The 24,017-nt window shown below is 50.0% G+C and carries 21 protein-coding genes and 1 tRNA gene; 21 read left to right on the forward strand and 1 reads right to left on the reverse strand.

Annotation, left to right across the window (positions count from 1 at the left end):
- Positions 1 to 32 precede the first annotated feature (32 nt).
- Positions 33 to 575, reverse strand: a complete 543-nt coding sequence (locus KORLAC_RS17320) for a prolyl-tRNA synthetase associated domain-containing protein (RefSeq protein WP_068308857.1) — start codon at positions 573 to 575, stop codon at positions 33 to 35.
- Between the two features lie 195 nt (positions 576 to 770).
- Here KORLAC_RS17320 and KORLAC_RS17325 point away from each other — a divergent pair.
- The 21 genes from KORLAC_RS17325 (at position 771) to KORLAC_RS17430 (ending at position 23,951) form a co-directional block, all read left to right on the forward strand.
- A tRNA-Gly gene (locus KORLAC_RS17325) sits at positions 771 to 845 on the forward strand.
- Between the two features lie 322 nt (positions 846 to 1,167).
- Complete coding sequence (locus tag KORLAC_RS17330) at positions 1,168 to 2,340, forward strand: DegT/DnrJ/EryC1/StrS family aminotransferase (RefSeq protein WP_068308860.1); 1,173 nt, start codon at positions 1,168 to 1,170, stop codon at positions 2,338 to 2,340.
- 2 nt (positions 2,341 to 2,342) lie between these two features.
- A complete protein-coding gene (locus KORLAC_RS17335) occupies positions 2,343 to 4,187 on the forward strand; it encodes a polysaccharide biosynthesis protein (protein WP_074519241.1) in 1,845 nt (614 codons plus the stop codon).
- A gap of 234 nt (positions 4,188 to 4,421) precedes the next feature.
- Positions 4,422 to 4,754 (forward strand): MarR family EPS-associated transcriptional regulator, encoded by a 333-nt coding sequence (locus KORLAC_RS17340; RefSeq protein ID WP_068308861.1) that lies wholly within the window; start codon positions 4,422 to 4,424, stop codon positions 4,752 to 4,754.
- A 164-nt stretch (positions 4,755 to 4,918) separates the two neighbouring features.
- Positions 4,919 to 6,058, forward strand: coding sequence for a non-hydrolyzing UDP-N-acetylglucosamine 2-epimerase (gene wecB / locus KORLAC_RS17345; protein ID WP_068308863.1), 1,140 nt, complete (start codon positions 4,919 to 4,921; stop codon positions 6,056 to 6,058).
- A complete protein-coding gene (gene wecC / locus KORLAC_RS17350; protein ID WP_068308865.1) occupies positions 6,058 to 7,332 on the forward strand; it encodes a UDP-N-acetyl-D-mannosamine dehydrogenase in 1,275 nt (424 codons plus the stop codon). Before wecB ends, wecC begins: the two co-directional genes overlap by 1 nt.
- Before the next feature lie 19 nt (positions 7,333 to 7,351).
- Entirely contained in the window at positions 7,352 to 8,662 is a 1,311-nt protein-coding gene (locus KORLAC_RS17355) for a nucleotide sugar dehydrogenase (RefSeq protein ID WP_068308870.1), read from the forward strand.
- Positions 8,663 to 8,666: 4 nt separating this feature from the next.
- On the forward strand, positions 8,667 to 9,611 hold the full coding sequence (locus KORLAC_RS17360; RefSeq protein ID WP_068308872.1) for a Gfo/Idh/MocA family protein: 945 nt from the start codon (positions 8,667 to 8,669) through the stop codon (positions 9,609 to 9,611).
- Positions 9,608 to 10,198: an acyltransferase gene (locus tag KORLAC_RS17365; protein ID WP_068308875.1), complete on the forward strand. Its 591-nt coding sequence runs from the start codon at positions 9,608 to 9,610 to the stop codon at positions 10,196 to 10,198. Before KORLAC_RS17360 ends, KORLAC_RS17365 begins: the two co-directional genes overlap by 4 nt.
- Entirely contained in the window at positions 10,195 to 11,280 is a 1,086-nt protein-coding gene (locus tag KORLAC_RS17370; RefSeq protein WP_068308877.1) for a DegT/DnrJ/EryC1/StrS family aminotransferase, read from the forward strand. The genes KORLAC_RS17365 and KORLAC_RS17370 overlap by 4 nt, the downstream gene beginning before the upstream one ends.
- Positions 11,277 to 12,551, forward strand: coding sequence for a lipopolysaccharide biosynthesis protein (locus KORLAC_RS17375; protein ID WP_068308880.1), 1,275 nt, complete (start codon positions 11,277 to 11,279; stop codon positions 12,549 to 12,551). The genes KORLAC_RS17370 and KORLAC_RS17375 overlap by 4 nt, the downstream gene beginning before the upstream one ends.
- On the forward strand, positions 12,548 to 13,189 hold the full coding sequence (gene hisH / locus KORLAC_RS17380; RefSeq protein WP_068308881.1) for an imidazole glycerol phosphate synthase subunit HisH: 642 nt from the start codon (positions 12,548 to 12,550) through the stop codon (positions 13,187 to 13,189). Before KORLAC_RS17375 ends, hisH begins: the two co-directional genes overlap by 4 nt.
- Positions 13,179 to 15,092 carry an N-acetyl sugar amidotransferase gene (locus KORLAC_RS17385; protein WP_068308882.1) on the forward strand — a complete coding sequence of 638 codons (1,914 nt, stop codon included), beginning with the start codon at positions 13,179 to 13,181 and terminating at the stop codon, positions 15,090 to 15,092. The genes hisH and KORLAC_RS17385 overlap by 11 nt, the downstream gene beginning before the upstream one ends.
- A 26-nt stretch (positions 15,093 to 15,118) precedes the next feature.
- Positions 15,119 to 16,012, forward strand: coding sequence for a carbohydrate deacetylase (locus tag KORLAC_RS17390; RefSeq protein WP_068308883.1), 894 nt, complete (start codon positions 15,119 to 15,121; stop codon positions 16,010 to 16,012).
- Positions 16,009 to 17,073: a CapA family protein gene (locus KORLAC_RS17395; protein WP_068308884.1), complete on the forward strand. Its 1,065-nt coding sequence runs from the start codon at positions 16,009 to 16,011 to the stop codon at positions 17,071 to 17,073. The genes KORLAC_RS17390 and KORLAC_RS17395 overlap by 4 nt, the downstream gene beginning before the upstream one ends.
- Before the next feature lie 9 nt (positions 17,074 to 17,082).
- Positions 17,083 to 18,465 (forward strand): phenylacetate--CoA ligase family protein, encoded by a 1,383-nt coding sequence (locus KORLAC_RS17400; protein WP_068308885.1) that lies wholly within the window; start codon positions 17,083 to 17,085, stop codon positions 18,463 to 18,465.
- Positions 18,466 to 18,677: 212 nt separating this feature from the next.
- Complete coding sequence (locus KORLAC_RS17410; RefSeq protein WP_139167382.1) at positions 18,678 to 19,703, forward strand: hypothetical protein; 1,026 nt, start codon at positions 18,678 to 18,680, stop codon at positions 19,701 to 19,703.
- Positions 19,704 to 19,752: 49 nt separating this feature from the next.
- Positions 19,753 to 20,841 (forward strand): glycosyltransferase family protein, encoded by a 1,089-nt coding sequence (locus KORLAC_RS17415; RefSeq protein WP_338151970.1) that lies wholly within the window; start codon positions 19,753 to 19,755, stop codon positions 20,839 to 20,841.
- A 97-nt stretch (positions 20,842 to 20,938) separates the two neighbouring features.
- The gene (locus KORLAC_RS17420) at positions 20,939 to 21,655 is read left to right on the forward strand and encodes a polysaccharide deacetylase family protein (protein WP_068308893.1); all 717 of its coding nucleotides are present in this window, start codon (positions 20,939 to 20,941) and stop codon (positions 21,653 to 21,655) included.
- The gene (locus KORLAC_RS17425; RefSeq protein WP_068308895.1) at positions 21,656 to 22,651 is read left to right on the forward strand and encodes a methionyl-tRNA formyltransferase; all 996 of its coding nucleotides are present in this window, start codon (positions 21,656 to 21,658) and stop codon (positions 22,649 to 22,651) included. It abuts the gene before it with no gap.
- Positions 22,652 to 22,721: 70 nt separating this feature from the next.
- Positions 22,722 to 23,951: a glycosyltransferase family 4 protein gene (locus tag KORLAC_RS17430; RefSeq protein ID WP_068308897.1), complete on the forward strand. Its 1,230-nt coding sequence runs from the start codon at positions 22,722 to 22,724 to the stop codon at positions 23,949 to 23,951.
- Positions 23,952 to 24,017: the final 66 nt, after the last annotated feature.

Consider the following 24,017-nt stretch of genomic DNA (forward strand, 5'->3'; position numbering starts at 1 on the left):
TGCGCCTTTGCCAGACCGGAAATGGGGAATTTCTATGACGCTTGCGCGGGCGCCGCCTGATCCAGGTCCACCGTCACGGGCTCATAGCCACACGCACGGATGAAGCGCAGCAGGTCATCCGGCGCAATGGCGGTGGTCGCAGCGTTATGAAGCGGGTGATAGTAAAGCGGCGTTTTGGCCATCATGGCGGCATCGAGCGCGACCAGTAGGGGCGGCTCCTCGCCTGCCTTGACTTGGGCATTGATCAACGAAAAAGGCGTTACCGAGCCCGGGATGACGCCCAGCATGGCCATCAGGCTGTCCGGGCTGCCGAACGACAGCCGGCCCATGCCCAGTGTGTCGGACAGCGCCTTCAGGTCCACCTGCCGGTTCTCGTCGACCATCACCAGCGCCCGGCGCTTTTTCTTGTCGCGCACGAACAGGCTTTTGCAGTGCCCGCCGCCCTTCGGCATGTGGGTGCGCTCCCTTTGCGCCTCCTCGACCGTGAAGACCAGGGCGTGGCGGTAAGTCTCGGTTTTGATGCCGAGCGCGTCCAAAAAGGCGAAGAGATCTTCTTCCTGAAGGGGCGATTCCATGGTTTGTTCCTGTACCAGCGTTGAATTTCGCCTGATATATCGCATAATTTTCCATATTAATCATGGGCTTAATAGGATTTTTCAAAAAATTTAAAAAAGGTGTTGCAAAGGACATGCTCATGGCTATTATCCCGCCACGCAGACGGCATTGCCGCCTGTTACCCCGCCGACCTGACCGGTTGGATACGCGATTGAGCGGGCGTAGCTCAGGGGTAGAGCACAACCTTGCCAAGGTTGGGGTCGTGAGTTCGAATCTCATCGCCCGCTCCATCTTCTTACAGTATTATCAATGGCTTTGCAGCTTTCATATGCTGTGGAGTCGTGTCTGTTTTCCGGGTGGCCTTACTTACGTAACGACTCCGAGGTTGCCTTGTGGATAAATATTGAAGTTGTGTGCTGCTGCATTTCTGGATTCTAGCACTCGCACATCAGGTCAATTTCTAAGCTCTCTTGCCGTTTAAGCCAGCGTATTATGTTGCCATGCTACTTTCTGCTCCGGCGGGTTGAAGTAGGACTTGTATGGCTACCTTACATTCTGGTACCTCCTTACCATCAGTTTTTATAGAGAAACTTCCAGTTCGGGGGGCTGCGTATGCTCAATGGACCATTTCCGCCCTGGCCTAACTTCACTGAGGAAGAAATTTCCGCAGCGGCTCGCGTTTTAGCCTCCAATAAAGTGAACTATTGGACTGGTGAAGAGGGCCGACAGTTTGAAGATGAGTTCGCCGATTTTGCAGGGACTCAGCATGCTATCGCTGTTGCAAATGGCACGGTTGCACTTGATCTAGCTTTGCATGGTTTAGGAATTGGTCCTGGTGACGAGGTGATTGTTACATCGCGGAGCTTTATGGCTTCTGCCTCTTGTATCATTAATGCAGGGGCACGTCCGGTCTTTGCCGATGTTGATCCAGATAGCCAAAATATTTCTGCCGAGACCATCGCCCCGCATTTGAGCGCACGCACTCGCGCTATAATTTGTGTCCATTTGGCGGGGTGGCCCTGCGATATGGACGCTATCCGAGATCTTGTGGCTGACCGAGGTATCTTTCTGATCGAGGACTGTGCTCAAGCTCATGGCGCTAAATATAAGGGGCGGCCGGTAGGCAGTCTGGGTAATGTTGCTGCTTGGTCTTTCTGTCAGGACAAAATCATGACAACCGCAGGCGAAGGGGGCATGGTTACTTGTAACGATAGCGATCTCTGGAAACGCATGTGGGCATTTAAGGACCACGGCAAAAGTTGGGACGCGGTCTATAACAGAAACCATCCTCCCGGTTTTCGTTGGTTGCATGAAACGGTTGGAACAAACTGGCGTTTGACAGAAGTTCAGTCAGCGATTGGTCGTATTCAACTGCGGCGAATGCCGGAGTGGCAGCGCTTACGCCAGCAAAATGCAGAAAGAATGCGCACTGCACTGGCAGCGCTGGCAGGGCCAGAAGGCGTTTTAAGAATCCCACAACTTGTTGAGCCACGTTCTGTCCATGCCTATTATAAACTCTATGCCTTTGTGCGACCAGGCCGGTTATCTCAGGGCATGACGAGGGATGCTTTGGTAGATTGGGTTAACGAATGCGGTATTCCCTGTTTTCAGGGGTCATGCTCTGAAATTTATTTAGAGAAGGCATTTGATAAATATGATTGCAGGCCATCAGCACCGCTTGCGGTTGCCCGGGAGTTGGGGGAGACAAGCATGATGTTCCTCGTGCACCCTGGGGTCGAAGCAATGGAAATAACTCTACCTCCGCTGCCAGTCGGGAGGGTTTAATCATGTTGAATTATTTGCATGCCCTGCCGCGACCGGTGAAGCGAGCGATCCACCTAGCTGTAGATTTGTTCCTGATACCTTTCTCTTTGTTGGTTGCTTTTCAACTACGCCTTACAGCGCTGGTACCCTACAACTATATAAACAGTATCCTCGAATTGAGCGGTATTCTTATAGTTGTTGGGGCACCTCTATCTGTTTACCTACGCATTCCATCGATTCAGCTTAAGGCATACGAGCAAAGCGCCGTACTCAGAACGTGCCTTTGGGTGGTGACCCTTATGGTGGTCAGCATGCTCGCGAGCTTTGTGTTCGCCATCCCTACTCCTCGGACTGTACCCCTGATTTTTGGCCTGTCATTGTTCCTTATGAGTGTCGGCACGCGAATCTTGGGGGCTTACGTTTTAAGTAAAGTTGAAAACTTTACGCAGGATTCAACCCCTGTGGCCATCTATGGTGCGGGGGCAGCTGGTATCCAACTTATCTCTGCACTCAGGAATTCCTGTGAAGTACGCTGTGTGGTGCTTGTTGATGACAATCCTTCGCTCCAAGGGGTCATTATCGCAGGCCTCCGTGTGGAACCACCGGGGAACCTTAAAAAACATGTGGCGTCGGGTTGCATTGAACGAGTTCTTCTGGCCATTCCATCATTGCCGGATCCGAAGAAGCGAGAGATTATTCTACGACTTTCTGATTTGAACTGTGAGGTTCAGAGCTTGCCCTCCTACGTTGAAATTATAAAAAGCGGCTCTCTTGCAAACAGCCTTGAGGAAATCACCCCTGACGACCTCTTGGGGCGTGAGAAGGTTCAGTTGGATATTGCAGGTACTTCATCTGCCTATCATGGTAAGCGGGTATTGATTACTGGTGCAGGTGGATCAATCGGCTCTGAGCTATGTCGTCAGGTTCTTGCATTCGGGGTCAACTCACTTGTTCTTTTCGATCAATCTGAATTTGCACTGTATTCCATAGAACGAGAGCTAAAACCGCAAGCGGAGGCCCTCGGTGTCACGCTTAATGCATATCTTGGGTCTGTGGCTGATTATTTGCGAATGCGGCAAATAATAGAACGAGAACAGATAGAAACAGTCCTTCACGCAGCGGCCTACAAACATGTGCCTTTGGTTGAATCTAACGAAGTGGAAGGGCTGCGCAATAATGTTTTGGGTACTTATTTTACTGCGAAGGCGTCTGTTGAGTTTGGTGTTGAGCGCTTCATTTTAATCTCGACGGATAAAGCTGTGCGTCCGACGAGCTTTATGGGCGCTACCAAGAGGATGGCTGAATTAACGATCCAGGACATGGATTCCCATGCGGAGAAAACGGTTTTTACCATGGTTCGGTTTGGTAATGTGCTGGGTTCTTCAGGCTCCGTCGTGCCATTGTTCAAGTCTCAGATCGGCAATGGTGGACCGCTTACTGTCACGCACCCGGATATCACCCGCTATTTTATGACCATTCCGGAAGCATCTCGCTTGGTGCTTTTGGCTGGATCATTTGCGGAAGGGGGGGAGGTTTTTGTGCTTGATATGGGCGAGCCTGTAAAGATTTATGATCTTGCTTGCCGCATGATCACTCTTTCGGGGCGTGCTCTTAAATCAGAAGACAACCAAGATGGAGATATTGAAATCCAATTTACTGGTCTTAGACCAGGCGAGAAACTATATGAAGAATTGCTGATAGATGCGACGTCCTTACCAACAATGCATCCGAAGATTATGCGGGTGAGTGAGGGTAAGCTCACTAGTGCCGAAATGGCTCAAATTCTTGATGATGTCCAATCTGCCGTCGAAGCACTCGACGCTCGGGCAGCCCGAAAAATTATCAGCCGTTGGGTGTGTCCTGTTTAAAGGACTCTGACACAGGGTTGAGACGAAGGGATTTGGTCTCACAGGAGCTGGGGAAACTACCGGGCTGGTAAAGAATGCTCTTTGATAGTTGCCAAGTTTTCGCTTGTTTGCGCGCATGCTCTATGATGCCGCTCAAAATTGAACGATGAGGAAATTATTCTCGATATCATCACTGCACAAAGCAAGGTGCCGCCTGCAGGCAGGCCTTGTGCGGTAGCCTGAGAAAACCCCAAAATGACCAGTAAGCGCACCAAGCTTCAAGAAGATAAGCATTTTCGTGTCCTTCGGCTCCTTCTGGAGAACCCGGAAATGTCACAGCGCGAGCTAGCGGAGGTGGTTGGGGTTAGTGTCGGGGGTATGCATTACGTGTTGAATGCCCTGATCGAAAAAGGGCTCGTGAAGTTGGGGAATTTTACAGCCGCAGAGGACAAGCGTAGATATGCCTATGTTTTGACGCCAAAGGGCATTGCAAGGAAGGCTGCATTGACGCGTGCGTTCTTAGCTCGGAAAATGGAAGAGTATGAAGCGCTTAAAGAAGAGATTGAAGCGCTTCAATCTGATTTGTAAGGTTCATCAGCATAGATGCCCTTGTGAGCTATTGGCTGCAAGCGGCATTAAAAATTCTCGCAAAATTTAGAAGCACCGCATCAAACGATGTTAAATAAAGATAAAATGAAAATTGAGCATGTGATTTGGCTTCTCAGGGCCCATAGTTTTCCAAGGGCAATTCTATGAAAAAGATCTTAATGGTATTTGGCACAAGGCCCGAGGCGATTAAAATGGCGCCAGTATATGAGGTGCTCAAGGGAACGCCAAGCCTTGATGTGCGTGTTGCTGTAACAGCACAACACCGGGAGATGCTTGACCAAGTATTGCAGCTATTTAACATCAAGCCAGATTATGACCTCAATGTCATGAAGCCCGGTCAAGGCCTAACGGAAATCACAGCTGCGGTCCTGACCGGGTTAAAGTTGGTTATTGAAGATTTCGTGCCGGACCTACTGCTCGTCCATGGTGATACAACCACCACTCTTTCTGCATCTCTAGCAGCCTATTATCAGCAGATTCCCGTCGGGCATGTCGAAGCTGGGTTGCGTACAGGAAATATTTATTCCCCTTGGCCTGAGGAGATTAATCGTAAGGTGGCCGGTATGATTGCGCAGCTACATTTCGCGCCAACAATAAAAGCCGCTGAGAACCTAAAAAGTGAATCTATATTGCCCGCATCGATCTCTATCACCGGCAATACGGTCATTGATGCCTTGCTTGAAGTGGTGACTAAGCTTGAAGCCGATCCAGAGCAAAAAGCGATCTTTGATGCAAATTTCGGTATTGATCCCTCAAAGCGCTTGATTCTAGTAACGGGGCATCGACGTGAGAGTTTCGGTGGAGGGTTTCAAAGAATTTGCGATGCCCTTGCAACGCTGGCTAAGCGTGCCGATGTCCAGATTATCTATCCAGTTCATCTGAATCCAAATGTTAAGGGCCCCGTAGAGAGCAGCTTAGGGACTCATGAGCGAGTTCAACTTATATCGCCTCAGGATTACTTACCTTTTGTCCACCTTATGAGCCGTGCAGATATTATTCTCACCGATTCTGGTGGTGTACAGGAAGAGGCACCCTCGTTGGGGAAGCCGGTCTTGGTTATGCGTGATACTACTGAACGGCCTGAAGCCTTAGATGCCGGGACAGTCAAACTGGTTGGCACGGATGCCGATTTAATTGTACGTGAGGCGAGTAAACTTTTGGATGATGACAGCGCGTTTGAGGCGATGGCTCGCGCGCACAACCCATACGGTGATGGGCATGCGTCGGTGCGCATTCGTGATGCCATTCTGGCATTCTTTTACATGGGAAAGGTCACAAACTAATGCTCAAAAAGCCCTTCAAACGAATTTCTGTGATTGGGCTAGGTTATATCGGCCTGCCGACTGCAGCGATGTTCGCCTCTCGAAAAATCGAGGTTGTAGGGGTCGATGTAAATCAGCAAACAGTCGACACCATTAATCGCGGCAAAGTCCATATTGTCGAACCAGATCTTGATATGGTTGTGCGGGCGGTCGTAATGGAAGGTTATCTGAGAGCCAGTACGACAACTGAAGAGGCTGAGGCTTTTCTTATCGCTGTGCCGACCCCGTTCAAGGGGGAAAATCATGAACCTGATCTATCCTATATCAAGTCTGCGTCACAGGCAATTGCGCCCGTACTGCGATCAGGTAATTTGGTAATCTTGGAAAGCACTTCGCCTGTGGGGGCTACAAAGGCGATGGCGGATTGGCTGTCGGAAGCGCGCCCAGACTTGAGCTTTCCGCAGAATGCAGGAGAGAATTCCGATATTCGTATTGCACATTGCCCTGAGCGTGTTCTGCCGGGGAAGGTAATGCGGGAGTTGATTTCTAACGATAGAGTAATTGGCGGTGTCACGCCGGCATGTTCGGCGCGAGCTGTAGAGCTTTACAAGACCTTTGTAACTGGCTGCTGCGTTATCGCTTCGTGTCCAAGGATTGCAGAGATGTCAAAATTGACCGAAAATACCTTTCGGGATGTCAATATCGCTTTTGCCAATGAGCTTTCCATAATCTGCGATGAACTCAAGCTGAATGTGTGGGAATTGATACGACTAGCGAACCGGCATCCTCGCGTGAACGTTCTGCAGCCAGGGCCAGGCGTGGGCGGACATTGTATTGCGGTCGATCCATGGTTCATCGTGTCGTCCGCGCCCGAGCAGGCACGGTTAATACGTAAAGCCCGGGAGGTTAACGACGCCAAGCCTGACTGGGTCTTGGATAAGGTTCGCGCCGCAATCGGTTCTTATCTGATGGTGAATCCAGGCAAAAGTGCTTCCGAGGTCAGATTGTGTATATATGGATTAGCGTTCAAGCCTGATATTGACGACCTCCGAGAGAGCCCAGCTCTAAAAATTGCTGAAGCGATAGCGTGTCAACATGGTGGTCCGATTATAATTGTTGAACCAAACATTGGTGAGTTACCGGATTCACTGCGTTGCAAAAACATATGCCTTAGTTCTTCCCTTGAGCCAGGAGACATCCATTTGCTGCTGGTGGATCACAAGTGCTTCCGAGAAATGATTGTCCCAAAAGGGATAGTCATAGACACTCGCGGTATTTGGGAATGTATTTTTTAAGCGAAAAAGGACCAAAATTGTGCACTCTTCTTCGGAACTTATTGAAAAACTCCGGAACTTAGAAGCCACCATTGGGGTAATCGGAATGGGGTATGTAGGCCAGCCTCTTGCATTGCGGTTTGCCAGGTTGGGATACAAAGTAATTGGCTTCGACATTGACGAGGAGAAAGTCGGCCTACTGAATAGCGGTAAATCTGATATTGAGCATATTTCAGACGAGGAAATTGCTGAAGCCAACGCAGCGGGCATGGAATGCACTGTAGACATTAAGCGCACCCCAGAAGCCGATGCGCTTATTCTATGTGTGCCGACGCCGCTGAACAAGTATCGAGAGCCCGATCTCAGCTATGTTATTAATACCACGGACTCGTTCGTGCCCTACTTGCGGGCTGGTCAAGTAGTGTCGCTGGAAAGTACCACTTACCCCGGCACCACTGAAGAAGAACTGCTGCCGCGTGTCAGTTTGAGCGGCCTGACTGTGGGTGAAGACATATTCCTGGTCTATTCGCCTGAGCGTGAAGATCCGGGCAACGCGAGCTTCACCACCAACACTATTCCAAAGGTTGTCGGGGGCCATACTTCTGCGTGTCTTGAGGTTGGCAAGGCGTTGTATGGTCAGGCTATTGACCGGATTGTACCGGTAACCTCGACCAAGGCGGCTGAGATGACTAAGCTTCTGGAAAATATTCATCGTGCTGTAAACATCGGCTTGGTCAACGAAATGAAAATCGTAGCTGATCGTATGGGTATTGACATTTTTGAAGTAATCGACGCCGCTGCTACTAAGCCTTTCGGCTTTACTCCCTATTATCCTGGCCCGGGTCTGGGCGGGCACTGCATTCCGATCGATCCATTTTACCTCACTTGGAAAGCGCGCGAATTTGGTCTGCATACGCGCTTTATCGAGTTGTCAGGCGAAATCAACCGTGCGATGCCTGAATACGTAGTTGGCAAACTTGTTAAAGCACTAAACGAACGCCGAAAGGCGCTGATGGACGCCAAAGTACTCGTGCTCGGTATCGCCTATAAGAAGAATGTTGACGACATGCGTGAAAGCCCTTCTGTTGAGGTGATGGAATTGTTGCGCGATGGAGGAGCTGAGGTCGCTTATTCCGATCCGCACGTGCCGGTGTTCCCAAAAATGCGGGAACACAAGTTCGAGCTTGCGTCGGTGGTTCTGACGCCTGAAAGCATTGCTGGTTTTGATGCGGTTGTGCTAGCAACGGACCATGCGAAGTTCGATTATGACATGATCCGCGAAAATGCGCAGGTTATCATTGACAGCCGGGGAACATATCGCACCCCGGCGGAAAATGTTGTGAAGGCTTAAGGTTATGAAGAAATTTGCTCTCATCGGTGCTGCTGGCTACATTGCTCCTCGGCATATGAAAGCGATCCGAGACACAGGAAACGAACTGGCTGTTGCGATGGATGTGAATGACTCTGTTGGGATCATTGACAGCCACTTCCCAGACGCACAATTCTTTACGGAATTCGAACTCTTTGATGCTTATGTCAATGCTGAACGTCGGGCTGGGCGAGGACTGGACTATGTTTCTATCACTACACCAAACTTCCTACATTTCGCTCATATGCAATGGACATTGCGGGCAGGTGCGGATGCGATCTGCGAAAAGCCACTGGTACTGCAACCAGAACAAATCGATGAACTGAAAGGCATTGAGGCTGACACAGGCAGAAAGATACATACTATTCTGCAACTGCGACTTCACCCGGCGATCCTGGCTCTAAGGGACCGCGTCGCTAAGATGCCCGAAAGTGAAAAAGTTGATGTTGATCTGACCTACATTACCTCGCGCGGGAACTGGTATCTAAAGAGTTGGAAGGGACTGGCGGAAAAATCTGGCGGTATCGCTACCAACATCGGTGTGCATTTCTATGACATGCTGCATTTTGTTTATGGAGGGCTGCAGGAAAATATTGTTCACCTGAACACGCCGACCAGAGCAGCAGGCTATTTGGAATATGAACGTGCCCGGGTACGCTGGTTCCTGTCACTGGAGGTGAACGATGTACCAGCAGAGGAGCGAGCTAAGGACAAAAGAACTTTTCGAGCGGTTGTTGCAAATGGTGAAAATATCGAGTTTTCCGATGGCTTCACCGAATTGCACACCAAAATCTACGAGGACATTCTCTCTGGCGGCGGTTTTGGCGTCGAGGTCAATCGAGTAGCCATTGAGACTGTTTCGACTATTCGCAATGCGTCCATCTCTACGATTGGCGACCTGTCCCACCCCCTCGTGAGGACACAGGGATGAGCCATTACCAGCACCCCAGCGCCATTGTTGATGAAGGTGCGCAGATTGGCAAAGGCAGCCGCGTCTGGCATTTTGCCCACATCTGTAGCGGAGCTCGTATCGGTGCAGATGTTTCGTTGGGTCAGAACGTATTCGTAGGCAATAAGGCCGTGATCGGCGACAGTTGCAAGGTGCAGAACAACGTTTCAGTTTACGACAATGTGACCCTAGAGGAGGGTGTATTCTGTGGCCCTTCAATGGTCTTCACCAACGTCTATAACCCGCGCAGCTTGATCGAGCGCAAGGACCAATATCTTGATACGTTGGTCAGGCGAGGCGCAACTTTAGGTGCGAACTGTACTATTGTCTGCGGAGTGACCATAGGGGCCTATGCCTTTATTGGCGCAGGTGCCTTGGTCAATAGGGATGTCCCGGATTACGCACTGATCATTGGTGTTCCTGGTCGTCAGCGTGGCTGGATGAGCGCTTATGGCGAACAACTTGATCTGCCGCTTACCGGCGAAACTAGCATCTCTTGTCCTCATACGGGCGATGTCTACACCATCTCAGGGTCCGTTGTGACCCGTAAAGAGGCTTCCGCATCATGATCCCTTTCATTGACCTTGCCGCACAACAGGATAGACTGCGCGCGAATATCGAAGCTGGCATCGCCCGTGTCCTGGAGCATGGCCAGTATATCCTTGGTCCCGAAGTTGCAGAACTGGAAGCCAAGCTGGCCGCTTATACCGGCGCCAAATATTGCATCTCGGTGGCCAATGGCACAGATGCGCTGCAAATCGCCCTGATGGCCTTGGGAGTCGGCCCGGGAGACGAGGTTATCACCCCCGGCTTCAGCTACATCGCAGTTGCTGAGGCGGCTGTGCTTCTTGGGGCCAGTATCGTTTACGTTGATATTGATCCGGTAAGCTTCAATATGGACCCGGCACTGCTGGAAGCCGCGATTACACCGCGTACCAAGGCGATCATTCCGGTTTCACTTTATGGCCAGCCCGCTGATTTCGACAGAATCAACGCAATAGCAGTAAAGCACGGTTTGCCAGTAATTGAAGATGCAGCGCAGAGCTTTGGTGCCAGCTATAAAGGGCGCAAGTCCTGCAACCTCAGCACCGTTGCCTGCACTAGCTTCTTTCCATCGAAACCATTAGGTTGTTATGGAGATGGAGGGGCAATCTTCACCTCGGACCCAGAGCTGGGCAAGGTGATGCGTCAGATCGCACGTCACGGCCAAGAAAAGCGCTATTACCACGTCAGTATCGGAGTGAACTCGCGGCTCGACACGCTGCAAGCGGCGATCCTGTTGTCTAAGCTGCCGATCCTCGACGATGAGATCGAGGCCCGGCAGAAGGTGGCCAAAGCCTATACGGCCGTGCTGAGCAGTTCGGGCTTCGTTACGCCGCGCATCGCCGAGCACAACACCAGCGCTTGGGCGCAATACACCGTGCGGGTGCCGAACCGTCCCTTTGTTCAAGAGACTCTGAAGGCGGCGGGCATACCCACAGCTGTCCATTACCCGCTGCCGCTTAATCGGCAGCCAGCCGTTGCTGACCCAAGTGCTGTTCTACCTGTCGGTAACATGACCGCTGACGAGGTTGTGAGTTTGCCAATATGCGGATACACGGATCCTTCTGTGCCCGAGCGAGTTGCTATGGCGCTAAGTTGCATCGGATGAGCATATTCAAAAATCTTAGCGCTCTGCTCGGAGGCCGCGGGTTCGTTCGGAACGTTTCTATCCTTCTGGCTGGAACCCTCGGAGCACATTTGATCACCGTTGCGGGAATTCCCATTACGGCGCGATTATTTGGCCCGGAAGCTTTTAGCGTTTTGGCCGTTTACTCTGCTATCCTTTCAATTCTTTTGACCTTGGCAACACTAAATTTGCACCTTGGCATTCCCATCGCAGACACGCATCGTCACGCACTGGCGTTAGCTGTCGGGTCCGGGCTGGTTCTCATGACTCTTACCCTAAACCTATGGCTTGTTCTACTCTTTGCAGACAACTGGATCGTAAGCGCGCTGAACCTCCCGGACTTCTCACCATACCTAATGCTGTTGGTTCCAGGGTTTCTTCTAGGGGGGACATATGCGTTACTGCAGATGTGGTTCAGTCGGCAAAAGCAGTTTGGCCTGATCGCAAAAACCCGGATCACTCGGTCTGCCGGGGGTACTGGCACCCAGCTTGTCTTTGGCACAGCAAGCAACGGGCCAATTGGTCTAGTTCTTGGGCACATAGTGTATAATGGTATGGGAGCTTTTGGGATGTTGCGCCGTTTGCTGCGGGACGAAGGGGTCAATCTGAAAACACTGACTCGCACTGAGCTGAGAGATAGCCTGTATAACAACAAGAAGTATGCGTTCTATACAACTCCTGAGAACTTGGCGAATGTCGCGGCCATTCAAATACCGATTCTGGCAATAGCGGCAACTCCAGCAGCCGGACAGGTGGGGCAGCTTTACTTGGCGCAAAATATTATGATGCTTCCGATGATGTTGATTGGCAGCTCTGTTGGCCAAGTATTCGTGGCCGAGGCACCAAGGTATTCGCAAGAAAAAAGATTGTGGCAGTTCACATTAAGCGTTCTCCGGGGTCTAGCCATAACTGGAGTGCCGTTGTTGTTGCTTCTCGCTCTTCTGGCACCCTTTCTGGCAGGGCCCATACTTGGGAGAGAATGGATATACACAGGTGAATTGATCGTCTGGATGACGCCTTGGATAGTTCTACAGTTTCTGTCGTCACCACTTTCGACAATCTTCTATGTCACGGGTAATCAGCTATATGCGATGCTGATACAATTTTTTGGCCTAGGCCTTCGGGTTGGCGCCGTACTTCTGAGCATCTCCTTGGCGCCGACCTGGGCAATGCAGGTTTATGCCTTGTCTGGCGCAGCCTTTTACCTAATCATGCTTTTGGCAATTCTGATCATTGCGAGAAAACTACAATGAAAAATCCAATTATCAGTATTCTTGATTACGGAAGCGGAAATATCGGTTCTCTTGTGAATATGTTCAATCATATTGGCACAAAGGTTCAAGTTGTTTCCAAGGCCGAAAAAATCTCATCCGATGCGGCTCTGGTTCTGCCGGGTGTTGGACATTTTGGCCGCGCTGTTGAAAAGCTGGAAAAGAACGGCGCGACAGAAGCTATATTGAAGCATGTCGATGCCGGGAAACCTCTGCTTGGGATCTGTGTAGGCATGCAAATGCTTTTCGAACACAGCAGTGAAGGCGATGCCCCGGGCCTAGGCCTTATAAAGGGGAAAGTCCGCCACTTCGATCGAGACAGGTTCTCGCGTCGTCTGCCTTTACCACATGTCGGCTGGGGTTCTGTAGGCCCTGTCAATGCGATCGGCCATAGACTTTTGCAGAATATGCCGAAGCACCCGAGATTCTATTTCGTGCACAGCTATCACGCAGAGTGCGCAAATCAAAGCGATGCAATCATGGAAGCGACCTATGGGTATCAGTTTACCTGTGCCGTAGCGCACCAGAACATTACGGGCTTCCAGTTTCACCCTGAAAAAAGCCATGTTTTTGGCATGGCCCTTCTTTCCAACTGGATCAAGTGTATTAATGATCAATAAGCGAATAATCCCAGTACTTCTGCTTCGAGGGCATGGCCTCGTAAAAACGCGCGAATTTGCGGCTCCTATTTATCTTGGCGACGCTATTAACACCGTGTCGATTTTCAATCAGAAGATGGTCGATGAGTTGATCATACTCGACATCGACGCAACGGCAGACGGCCGTAGCCCAAATTTTGAGATGATTGAACGGCTGGCATCACAATGCTTCATGCCCTTGGCCTACGGAGGCGGTATTTCCACTCTTGATGAAGCGGCCCGACTTTTTCGTCTGGGCGTCGAGAAGATTGTCTTAAACAGTTCAGCCCTTGAACACGGCGACTTGGTTCAGGAGGTCTCTGCGGTCTATGGAAAACAGTCAGTCGTTGTCGCAATCGATGTCGTGAAAGACGGTGAATCACGAAAGCTAAGACGTCCTCATGATGGAGCTATTTTGAGAATATCGCCAACTGCGCACGCTCTATGGGCGCAAGAGGCTGGCGCAGGGGAGGTTCTTGTACAAGACGTCACACGCGACGGAACCCGACAGGGCTATGACATTGAGCTCTTCAAGAGTATTTCGAGCATCCTGGATGTTCCTCTGATCGCTCTCGGTGGGGCTGCTGACGCCGAAGACCTTACTCGTGTGATTGACGAGGGCGGTGCTAGCGCGGCTGCCGCGGGCAGCCTTTTTGTTTTTGCCGGGCGCAAACGCGCGGTCCTGATTTCCATGCCCGAATTCCATTCTAATGAGGACAATTGGAGAACCGACCAAAGCGATGCAAATGACACGACATCCGTACATTACACGCCGCGTCCAAATAAACGCATCTGCGCCTTAACGGTTTTGGACGATTCCGATCCGAATTTTGAAACGGATCATGAAGGGGTTGCCCTCCTCGCTCGCAAAGGCCAGGCTATGTTAAAAAACAACCGGCTAACTGGTGATTTTGGCCGCCAAAAGATTGCACAAATTGCCAAACGTGCAAAGGCCGAAGGGAAAAGCAAGGACTACGACTGTGTTATTGGTCTAAGTGGTGGTGTAGATAGCACTTATGTTGCTATGATGGTCAAGGAATTGGGCCTCCGCCCACTGGCCTTACATTTGGATAATGGATGGAATTCTAACACCGCCGTTTTGAACATTAAACGGATTGTCGATATTCTCGATATAGATTTGCATACCTATGTCATCAACTGGGCGGATATGCGGGATCTACAACGAGCCTTCTTTAGAGCGTCCTTACCTGACGTTGAGTTGCTCACGGATCATGCTATTGTCGCAGCAACATTCCAGGTGGCGGCCGTGCACGGAATTAAGACGGTTATCACTGGCGTCAACGTCACAACCGAATCAATCATGCCAGAGGCCTGGTCCTATTCGAAGCGTGACGCAGCGCATATTCGCGCAGTGCATAGGAAGTTTGGCGAACACAAGTTGACCAATTTTCCGATGATAGAGCCATGGGAACTCACCTATTATCAACGCGTAATGGGCATCCGCTACGAGTCTCTTCTATCCTACATTGAGTTTGACAAGAAAAGAGCTATTTGTGAACTTAAAGAAAAGCTGGGCTATGAACCTTATCCGCGTAAACATGGCGAGTCGCGATTTACCCAGTTTTTCCAAGAGTACTATCTGCCCCAAAAGTTTGGTTTCGACAAACGTAAGGGGCATTTTTCAAGCCTAATTGTTGCGGGACAAATGAATCGTGACGAGGCCCTTCGTGAACTAGAAACGCCCCTGTATACAAACTTATTACGGCAGGAACAGGACATTGAGTATGTGTGCCGCAAACTGGGCTTTTCAGCTCAGGAGTGGAACGATATCATGTCGGCCCACCCGGCGTCACATGATGACTTTCCCGGGTACTACACTCGGTTAAAGCAGTTTAGAGCCTTGCGTCGTTCGATGCCGTTTTAGGCGATATCCTATCTTTGGAGATATTTATGGCAAACGGTAGAAACCTAGTCATCAACGCTGACGGATATGGCTTCACCCCTGGTGTCAATGAAGGAATCCTGAGGACTTTTGAGGCTGGGATTGTCACGAGCACCAGCTGCACGCCGAATTTTGGACACCTCAACAAGGCGGGCGAAGTTCAAAGACAGTTTCCCGAAGTGTCTTTCGGAATCCACTTTAATTTGAATGTTGGCAAGCCTTGTGCCCCGTTGGAGAAGGTATCTTCGCTGGTTGGTGCGGAAGGCCGGTTCTTCGGGCCTGCTTTGGGAAGCAAGCTGATTAAAGGCGAAGTCAAGGTCGAAGAAATAGAAATTGAATTGGCCGCTCAGGCTGCAGTGTTGGCAGACCAAGGCGTCAAGATAAGTCATTGGGACGGGCATCAAAACAAACATTTGTGGCCAGTTTACTTTGAAGCAGCTAGCCGGGTGGCCAAGAAGTTTGGCATTCCTGGTGTGCGGTCGCATCGGAGGCAGCTATTTTCGAACAGCGGCCCGGTTCAAAAACCGGTCTTGCTAAGCTATTATCTCAGGAATCCAAAAAGGATCATAACGCACCTCGGCGGGCGCTTCCGGACTGCCCAGGCTGAGAGAAAAGGATTTGTCGCAGCTGACAGGCTGATTACGCCTGGGTATGCGGACGACAGCCACAAATCTCTTGGCTCGTTCTGGTACACACTGGCCGATACCCTGCCACCAGGTATCTCTGAAGTCTATTGTCATCCCGGTTTCCCTGATGATCTGCTGCGGTCCAACTCGCAGTATGTTGATCAGCGTGAAGATGAGGTGCGGGTTCTTATCGACCCAAGACTAATGGACCATTATAAAAATCTCAAAATTAACCTGGTCAGCTTCTGGGATCTATACAAGGCACGCGGACGATGACTAATCATTCGCGGGTGCGGTTGGTTGCTGTTGGTGACATAATGTTAGGCCGGGGGGTCCGCAAAAGTGGATTTTCGGACGCCAAACAGTTACTGGCGCCTGAGATTCTGAACCAATTAAAGGGTGATATTGTTACTGGTAATCTTGAGTGTCTGATAGGTGGCGCGGGATCGCCGAACCCTTCAAGCCATAGTCATTTCCAGGGCGACCCAGATTTTGCTGGCTCTCTTCTTGAAATGTTCGATGTGGTATCGCTTGCCAACAACCATGTGGGTGACTTCGGTGATCAAGCTGTTGCGGAAACCTTGGCTTGGCTTGATCAAATCGGCGTGCAACACGTTGGTGTTGGTTCAACGCTAGAAGAAGCCGTTGAACCCGCACTGTTTGATATTCAAGGTATGAAGATCGCGATATTCGGTGCCACAACGGTGGGAAACCTTCAGTTGAATAGCCGGTACACTTTGGCGGTGCCTGGCCGCTTCTTGTACCAGCGCGCCGCGAGGTTGTTGGACGCAGGATATCGTTGCATCTTGCATCTGCATGCGGGCGGAGGTGATGTATCCTTTCCTGCGCCAGCGATCCGCAGCCTAATGACGCAGGCTCGCAAAGCTGGGTTTTCGATTGTTCTGGGACATCACCCGCATGTAGTTCAGGGGATTGATCGTACAGATGATGGGGTCGTATTCTTCAGCATGGGTGATTTTGTATTCGACAAGCTAAACGATGGTCGGGATCAGGCCCTGGTTGCCATCTTTGCCTTAGCGAACGATGCGCGAGCCGACACCTTTGAAATAGAAGTTGTGCAGCGAGGCGCGGATCTGAGTCTCTCACTTTTAGCGGGTGAGTCAAAGGACACTGTCTTTAGAAAGCTGAGGGACTTGTCAGACATGATCACCAACGGCCAATCCGATGCCCGTTATCTTGTTTGGCGGGGAAGCAAATGGCGACGTCTGTTTCAATCCAGTCGTCGAGATTTTCGAGCCGGCGGTTTTCCTGCTCTTTGGGCAAAGCTAGGGCGCGTAAGCACCAGAAAACTTTACGACCTACTTCTGCGCAGGTAAGAATAAGCAATGGCCTCCCCTCTAACTACAAAGGTGATCGACGCTATTCCCGAATGGGCTTTGACCTTTTTGGCCAATGGCTTAGGTTCTTATTACCGCCTCAACCGCTATTCACTCGATATGCGCGGTACATTGTCAGAGTGGCGTACGCTGGAGCAGTTGAATTCGGAAGAAATCAAAGTTTACCAGTTGGAACGACTTCGTCATATTGCGAAAGTTGCAAATACTACGCCCTACTACAGCCGGGTGTTTCGAGAGGTGGGCTTTGACCCATATAAAATTAACGACTTAGACGACCTTAATCGCCTTCCATACCTGAGCAAAGACGACCTGAGGCAGTTTGGTTCCGAGATGTTGGTGCCCAACTATAAAGCTGCGCAAGTGGAACGGAAAAGTAGTGGCACCACCGGCCAACCAGTGCGTTTCACATTGCCGCGGAGGATGGCTTTTGCACAAGCATATGCGATGCTCTATCAGTTTTATTTGTGGTTCGGGTTTTCTGCGCTTGACCGCCGTGCCACCCTAGCTGGCCGCTACATGGGTCAACGACCAAAAGGCACAGTAATCCGTAACGTCTTCGAAAACCAATTGCTTTTAGGTGTGCATGCGCTCTCGGAAAGCACTGTTGCTCGGTATATTACTGCGTTAAACAAATTCGCCCCTAAGATGTTCCAGGCGCACCCTTCGGCGCTTTTGATGCTCAAGCAGTTTGCAGAAAGGATCGGTCAATCAGCACCGAAGATACCTTTGATTAGTTATACTGGCGAAAACATGTCTGAGAATGAGCGTCAGCAACTTAGCAAGTGGCTTGGAAAGGCTATGATTTTCGGCACTTACGGCTCTGGCGAAAATGTCATGGCAGCCAGCGAATGCCCTGAACTTGACGGCTATCATATACACCCAGCAATCGGCATCTGTGAACTTGAAGAAATAGACGGAAAAAAAGAGATTCTCGGCACTTCACTTCTCAATGACGTTATGCCGATGCTTCGTTATCGGACCGGGGACCTCGCGGAAAACATCACTGCTGAGACCTGTGCCTGCGGCCTGTGTTGGCCTCGTTTGCAGGGTATCCAAGGTCGGTTGGACGATCAAATCACCAGTGCCAACGGTGACTTGATCGCGCCGGTGGTTCTTAGAACTGGGATCGCGGCACTTGGACTGATATCTTCAGCTTACTCTATAATCCAACACCAAGCTCCGGGGCATTTTACGTTACTGGTATACGATGACCGCTCAGCTGTACCGCAAAATAGCATTGACCGCATTCTAAAATATTTACGGACAACTTTGGGCGAATCTGTAGAGATTGGTGTTCGATTTGTCCCGAGAGAAAAGTTGTTCACCGCGCGAGCGAAGCATAGGATAGTAATCAAAGAAAAGGTCCAGTAGCATTGAAATTATCGCCTTCAATCGTTTCAGACGCCGCAGCCTTTGCCTGTGTCGGTATAGTCACTGTAGCATGGGCGAGCACAGCCGCTTCTACCATAGCACCTCTCGCTTTTGTGCGCTCAGCCTTAATAGCCATAGTCGCTCTGGCATTGCTATTTAGGGTAGCAAAATGCCCATTCAAGTTGGGGGTGATTGCTTTAAGTAGTATTATAATGACCATTGTGGCCATCGTTTCGATAGTCGTCTCAGGTTTTTTTTATCCTTCTCCGAGCGAATTCGTGCTTCCAAGTATGATCTGGGTGGGTCTGTCAGTGAGTATTGGCGCATCTTTCTATTTAACGGAAAGTGGAGACCCAATACTGTCTGGTCGGGCGGCTTGGATGTATATCTACTTTGCTTTGCTGATCCTTATCTTCACAATTTCACAGGGCGGCCTGGTGATTGCAGGAGTTCCACGCTTCGTTTTTGATCTAACCACGTCCGAAGGTGTCGCAATTAATTATTCTCAAGGAATTAGCAAGTTTTATGGTTTGGCTGCCGTCTTTTCTGCAACGCTTCTATCTAGATCAACTCAGAGGTCGACAATACGTTTTACATGCATTGCGCTCCTTATGCTGTTCCTTTTTCTCTCGTTCATTGGAGGTGGGCGTGGTGACTTCGGTTTTGCCTTCGTCGTTTCTCTGCTTGCGCTTCGCTTCATATATGCCGCTATGTTCCTAGGGGTTGTTTTTGCAATCGGCAGTTTCTATAGTAATATGGTTGGCGATTTTATTTCCAGTAACTTTGTTCTGTTCGATCGCTATCTTGCTCTTTCTTACTCCCTTGGCATGAGAGATACGTTGCTGCTTGATAGTTTTAGGTTACTTAAGGACGAGCCCTATTGCCTGATTTTTGGGTGTGGGTTTGGGTTTTTCCAGAACTATTTCAACTACGCAGAAGATTTATATCCGCATAATGTGCTGATCGAGACTATCATCTCGTTTGGTCTTTGCACGACAGGCGCTTTGGCTTTCCTTGCTGCTAAGGGTATCAAGCGCGTACAAAGGCTGCACGGCAGTTCGCCACATTTTTTCTTTATGGCTATTTTTGTTTTTTCTCTCTCACTTAAAAGCGGAACAATCGCTACTTCATTTCTTCTTTTTGGGTGCCTGATATTCCTTGCCTGCCACGGCGCTTTGCGAATAGTGGAAAGGAAAAACAGTGTAGACAAGATCGCGAAAGTTCAAAAAATTGTCTGATTTGGAAGAAACCATTGACTTGGTTCATTTAACAACGGTCCACGACGTATTGGACACTCGGATTTTCTATCGCGAAGCACTAAGTGCCCATCAAGCAGGCATTCGAACGGTTGTCGTAGGTCCATCTAAGACCCCGAACATGGAAAGTGTAAACGGCATCAAGATTGTGCCTTTGCGGCGCCCCAGCGGACGCTTAAAACGCAGACTGTTGTCGCCATTAGCCGCCTTCGTCAAGGTTCGAGCCCTCAAACCCAGGATCGTACACTTCCATGATCCTGAAATTATTCCGGTGGCCCTCGTGATGAAGATTCTGGGTTATAAAATGGTTTGGGATGTTCATGAGTTCTACTCTGAAGTCCAGACAGCTCATATGCGGTGTGGTCCTTTGAGGGCGATCAAGCGCTTTCTGTTAAACCTTTTCTTAGAGAAGCTACCTTGTGCACTGTTCGACCGATCTGTGTTCCCTACCAAAGCGCTTCGGATTACGGTACGCAACAATTCTGATTCCCTGGCCTGTGTCAACCTGTTGCCGCTCCAGGTTTTTCCGGATGCAGGTCAGCAGCCGAATAAGGAGTATGACCTTATCTTCATGGGGTCGATGTCGCCGTTCCGGGCGGGACCTTTCATGAAAATGATTGCGCTCCTCAGCCAGCAGCGGCCACTGTTTAAGGCAGCGCTACTTGGAGTGCCGGAAGCGACGCAAGACTGGATGCGCAAGAACGTGCCATCTAATGAAGTGTTGCAGGCGATGACATTTATCCCCAAGGTACCCCATACTGAGGTCGCGGGTATATTGCGCAGTGCGAAAATTGGGTTCAATTATCACCCGATGGAAAAAAGGTTTCAGGTGGCATTGCCCATGAAGGTTTATGAATATATGGTATGTGGTTTACCAGTTGTTTGTTCGCGTTTTCCCGAACTAGCCGGCCAGTTAAGCACTGAGGAGATGGTTTTGATCGACAGCGACGATCAACAGGACTATGCCGATGCAATCTCGAACCTGCTAAACGACCCAGTCCGCATGCAAAGAATCGCCCTTGCCGGGCAAGCTGCGGTACGTGAGCGTTTGAACTGGGAGGCCAGCGAGGAACCGAAACTCATCTCTATGTACCGTGAGTTGCTGGATTACACCAAATGAAGCTCTACCAGGTCTCGCGGCACGCGAGCTTCTCGATAGATTGCGTCAAATGCGAGCTGTGGCGCCTTAATACACACAATAAACGCGGTTCCATATCATGATGTTTCCCGATTATCGGTCATTTCTCCGTATATTCCTTGAAAAAGGCTACGCTATCGAGCCCCTCGTTGCCGAAAACTTGTTGCCCGAAAGCAAACTTTATTTGCGCCATGATATTGATTTTGACTGTAAACTGGCACTGCAGATGGCTAAGATTGAGGCCAGCATGGGGGTTAAGGCAACTTACTTCTTCATGATAGCCAGCGACAGTTACAATCTTCTGTCAACTGCAAACGCCGCTTGTGTTGAGGAAATCATAGATTTGGGGCACAAAGTGTCTTTACACTTCGATCCCCTTTGTTACTCTGATTGTCTTGAAGGGCTTACCAAAGAAACAAGGCTATTCAAGTATTGGTTCGATTTGGATGTCGATCTGATCAGTTTACACCGGCCTAATCCATTTTTCCTATCACACGACCAAAAGATCGGCGAAGTTGCTCATACTTACCAGAGCAAATATTTAAAAGAAATCAATTATTTCTCAGATTCGCGCGGGTCGTTTCGTTTCGGCGCGCCTGAAAAGTCCGAATCCTTCTCGGCCTGCGAATCTATTCATCTTCTTATTCATCCCATCTGGTGGATGATTGCAGAGCAGACCCCTCAGGAGACCCTGGATGCTTTCATTGAACGCCGGGTCGACTTGTTTCAAAACCATATCGAAGCGAACTGTTTGTCATATTCGCGCAACGCTTTACGGCGTTTTATGGAGGAATAAATGAAGGTCTGTTTGTTTGGATGTAAATCCACGACCGAATTGCTCGCTCGCCACATTCTCGAGACCCTCCCGTTGAACACGGTGGTAACGATTTCGGCGGATAAAGCCAAAAGGGCTCAGGTTGCGGATTTCAGCGACCTTGCTCCGTGGTGTTCTAGCAACGGTGTGCGGCTGAGATATTCCAAGCGATATGATCAGAAATCCGAAGAGGATCTTACGTTCTTTCAGCAGGAAAAGTTTGATATCGGCTTTGTTAACGGCTGGCAACGGCTGGTACCAGAAGACGTCCTAGCAACTTTTCGTATCGGTGTTTTTGGAATGCATGGCAGCGCGGCCAACCTGCCAATAGGACGTGGGCGCTCACCGATGAATTGGTCGTTGATCGAAGGGCGCAAGGTCTTTTACACTAACTTGTTTAAGTACAAAGCGGGTGTGGATGACGGAGATGTGGTCGACTGCATTGCCTTTGGCATAAACGATGCCGACACCGCTGAAACGCTCCATTACAAGAATACGCTGGCCATGGCGGCGATTATCAAACGTAACTTGGTGCATTTTGCTGCAAGCGAAGTGCCATATCAGCCCCAAGATGGCAACTTGGACGCGACATACTATCCAAAGCGCACACCTGACGACAGCTTGATCGACTGGACCGGGCCCATAGATACTACGGAGCGCTTCATTCGTGCGGTGGCACCGCCGTTCAATGGAGCATTCACCTTTCACGATAATATCCGTATTTCTGTTCTTCGTGCAGCCATTTTCGAGCTGGACAATGGAGGCTTCGGCTTTGAAAGCGCGAAATGTGGGCAGATTGTTGAAGTTTTTGGGAACAAAAAATTCTTGATCAAAGTACCGGGCGGTTTATTGATTGTGCATGACTATTACGCTGACGGCTTCACACCACAGCCTGGTATGGTCTTGACCAATGGTCCGATGACGTTGAAGGCATTCCCTTGCAACAGTCATGGCGGGCATGACTTGCCGAACGATTGATCTCATATTAGGCTACCTATAAACATTACCTGCACCAATTAAGCACTGGTAAGCACGGCCAGCTAAGAAAATGAAGATTTGGATAATTAACCAATATGCAACCCTTCCCAGCACAGGTGTCGGTATACGACATCGCCATCTTGCGCGCGAGCTTGCTGAGCGCGGGCACGATGTTTCTGTGATTGCGGGGCGCTGGTCGCATTTGACCAGGAATTCAGACGTTGCCTACGCCGCACCCCGCATTCAAAATTTTGAGGGCTTCCGGTTCGTCAATCTGAATGTGTTGCGTTATAGGCATGCCCACGACAAGCTTCGCGTTGCCAACTGGTTTTACTTTAGTCTTCAGCTTTTGGGGATAAAACGCCTTCTGAGAGAAGCTCCGGATGTGATTCTTTATTCGTCTCCGGCTCCAATTGGTTTCCTGGCGGCAGAGTGGTTAGCGCGTAGATTTAGGGCCCGGCTGATGTTCGAAGTTCGGGACATCTGGCCGAAGACACTCGTACAACTTGGTGGCCTGTCCGAGCGCAATCCCATGATTCGGCTATTACAATGGATCGAGAAGAGGGCATACAAAAATGCCGATTTGGTATTGTCCAATCTTCCTGGTGCTTTCGATCACATAAAGACTTTTGACATATGCGCTAAGGACTTCTTATCGGTTCCGAATGGTGTGTGTGTCCCTGAGTTGCAAGCCTTTCAGGCGATCTCGCCCACGGTCGCAGAGCAAATCCCACGAGGCAAGTTTGTGGTCGGTTTTACTGGGACTTTGGCAGTTGCGATGTCATTACACACCTTACTAGGCGCTGCGAAACGGACACTTGATGATCCAAGTATTGTCTATGTCATCATCGGACATGGTATGGAGGGCGCTCGCCTTAAAGCCCTGGCTGAACGTGACGGACTAATTAATGTTCGCTTCATTGATGGCATACCGAAAGCGCAAGTTCAAAATGCGATAGCCCGATTCGACGCATGCTGGATCGGCTGGAAAGATAGCCCATTGTATGATCACGGTGTGGCGGCTAACAAGCTATTTGATTATTTCTATGCTGGACGCCCGGTATTGCACTCATTCAGCGGCAAGTACGACCCCGTGACCAAATACAATGCTGGACTGACTGTGCCTGCAGAAGATCCAGAAAAACTGGCTCGGGCCGTTCGGGAGATTAAAAGTATGGACGATGCCCGTCGAGCGGAAATGGGCGCTCGAGGGCGGGAAGCAGTCCTCGAGCATCATGACTATGCCAAGCTGGCCAAGACCTTGGAAAACGCCATGCTGGGCTTGTCTTACAAAAGTTGAAACGACCTTCAACAGAATTAGGAATACTGATTGCGGGAATTTGTGGCCCGCAATAGACTTTTAGCA

Source organism: Kordiimonas lacus (assembly GCF_001550055.1).
GTDB classification, from domain to species: domain Bacteria; phylum Pseudomonadota; class Alphaproteobacteria; order Sphingomonadales; family Kordiimonadaceae; genus Kordiimonas; species Kordiimonas lacus.

Excerpts from the sequence above, each read along its gene's own strand:
- KORLAC_RS17320 (WP_068308857.1), bottom strand. The coding sequence starts at position 575 with ATGGAATCGCCCCTTCAGGAAGAAGATCTCTTCGCCTTTTTGGACGCG.
- KORLAC_RS17330 (WP_068308860.1), top strand. The coding sequence starts at position 1,168 with ATGCTCAATGGACCATTTCCGCCCTGGCCTAACTTCACTGAGGAAGAA.
- KORLAC_RS17335 (WP_074519241.1), top strand. The coding sequence starts at position 2,343 with ATGTTGAATTATTTGCATGCCCTGCCGCGACCGGTGAAGCGAGCGATC.
- KORLAC_RS17340 (WP_068308861.1), top strand. The coding sequence starts at position 4,422 with ATGACCAGTAAGCGCACCAAGCTTCAAGAAGATAAGCATTTTCGTGTC.
- wecB (WP_068308863.1), top strand. The coding sequence starts at position 4,919 with ATGAAAAAGATCTTAATGGTATTTGGCACAAGGCCCGAGGCGATTAAA.
- wecC (WP_068308865.1), top strand. The coding sequence starts at position 6,058 with ATGCTCAAAAAGCCCTTCAAACGAATTTCTGTGATTGGGCTAGGTTAT.
- KORLAC_RS17360 (WP_068308872.1), top strand. The coding sequence starts at position 8,667 with ATGAAGAAATTTGCTCTCATCGGTGCTGCTGGCTACATTGCTCCTCGG.
- KORLAC_RS17365 (WP_068308875.1), top strand. The coding sequence starts at position 9,608 with ATGAGCCATTACCAGCACCCCAGCGCCATTGTTGATGAAGGTGCGCAG.
- KORLAC_RS17370 (WP_068308877.1), top strand. The coding sequence starts at position 10,195 with ATGATCCCTTTCATTGACCTTGCCGCACAACAGGATAGACTGCGCGCG.
- KORLAC_RS17375 (WP_068308880.1), top strand. The coding sequence starts at position 11,277 with ATGAGCATATTCAAAAATCTTAGCGCTCTGCTCGGAGGCCGCGGGTTC.
- hisH (WP_068308881.1), top strand. The coding sequence starts at position 12,548 with ATGAAAAATCCAATTATCAGTATTCTTGATTACGGAAGCGGAAATATC.
- KORLAC_RS17385 (WP_068308882.1), top strand. The coding sequence starts at position 13,179 with ATGATCAATAAGCGAATAATCCCAGTACTTCTGCTTCGAGGGCATGGC.
- KORLAC_RS17390 (WP_068308883.1), top strand. The coding sequence starts at position 15,119 with ATGGCAAACGGTAGAAACCTAGTCATCAACGCTGACGGATATGGCTTC.
- KORLAC_RS17395 (WP_068308884.1), top strand. The coding sequence starts at position 16,009 with ATGACTAATCATTCGCGGGTGCGGTTGGTTGCTGTTGGTGACATAATG.
- KORLAC_RS17400 (WP_068308885.1), top strand. The coding sequence starts at position 17,083 with ATGGCCTCCCCTCTAACTACAAAGGTGATCGACGCTATTCCCGAATGG.
- KORLAC_RS17410 (WP_139167382.1), top strand. The coding sequence starts at position 18,678 with ATGACCATTGTGGCCATCGTTTCGATAGTCGTCTCAGGTTTTTTTTAT.
- KORLAC_RS17420 (WP_068308893.1), top strand. The coding sequence starts at position 20,939 with ATGATGTTTCCCGATTATCGGTCATTTCTCCGTATATTCCTTGAAAAA.
- KORLAC_RS17425 (WP_068308895.1), top strand. The coding sequence starts at position 21,656 with ATGAAGGTCTGTTTGTTTGGATGTAAATCCACGACCGAATTGCTCGCT.
- KORLAC_RS17430 (WP_068308897.1), top strand. The coding sequence starts at position 22,722 with ATGAAGATTTGGATAATTAACCAATATGCAACCCTTCCCAGCACAGGT.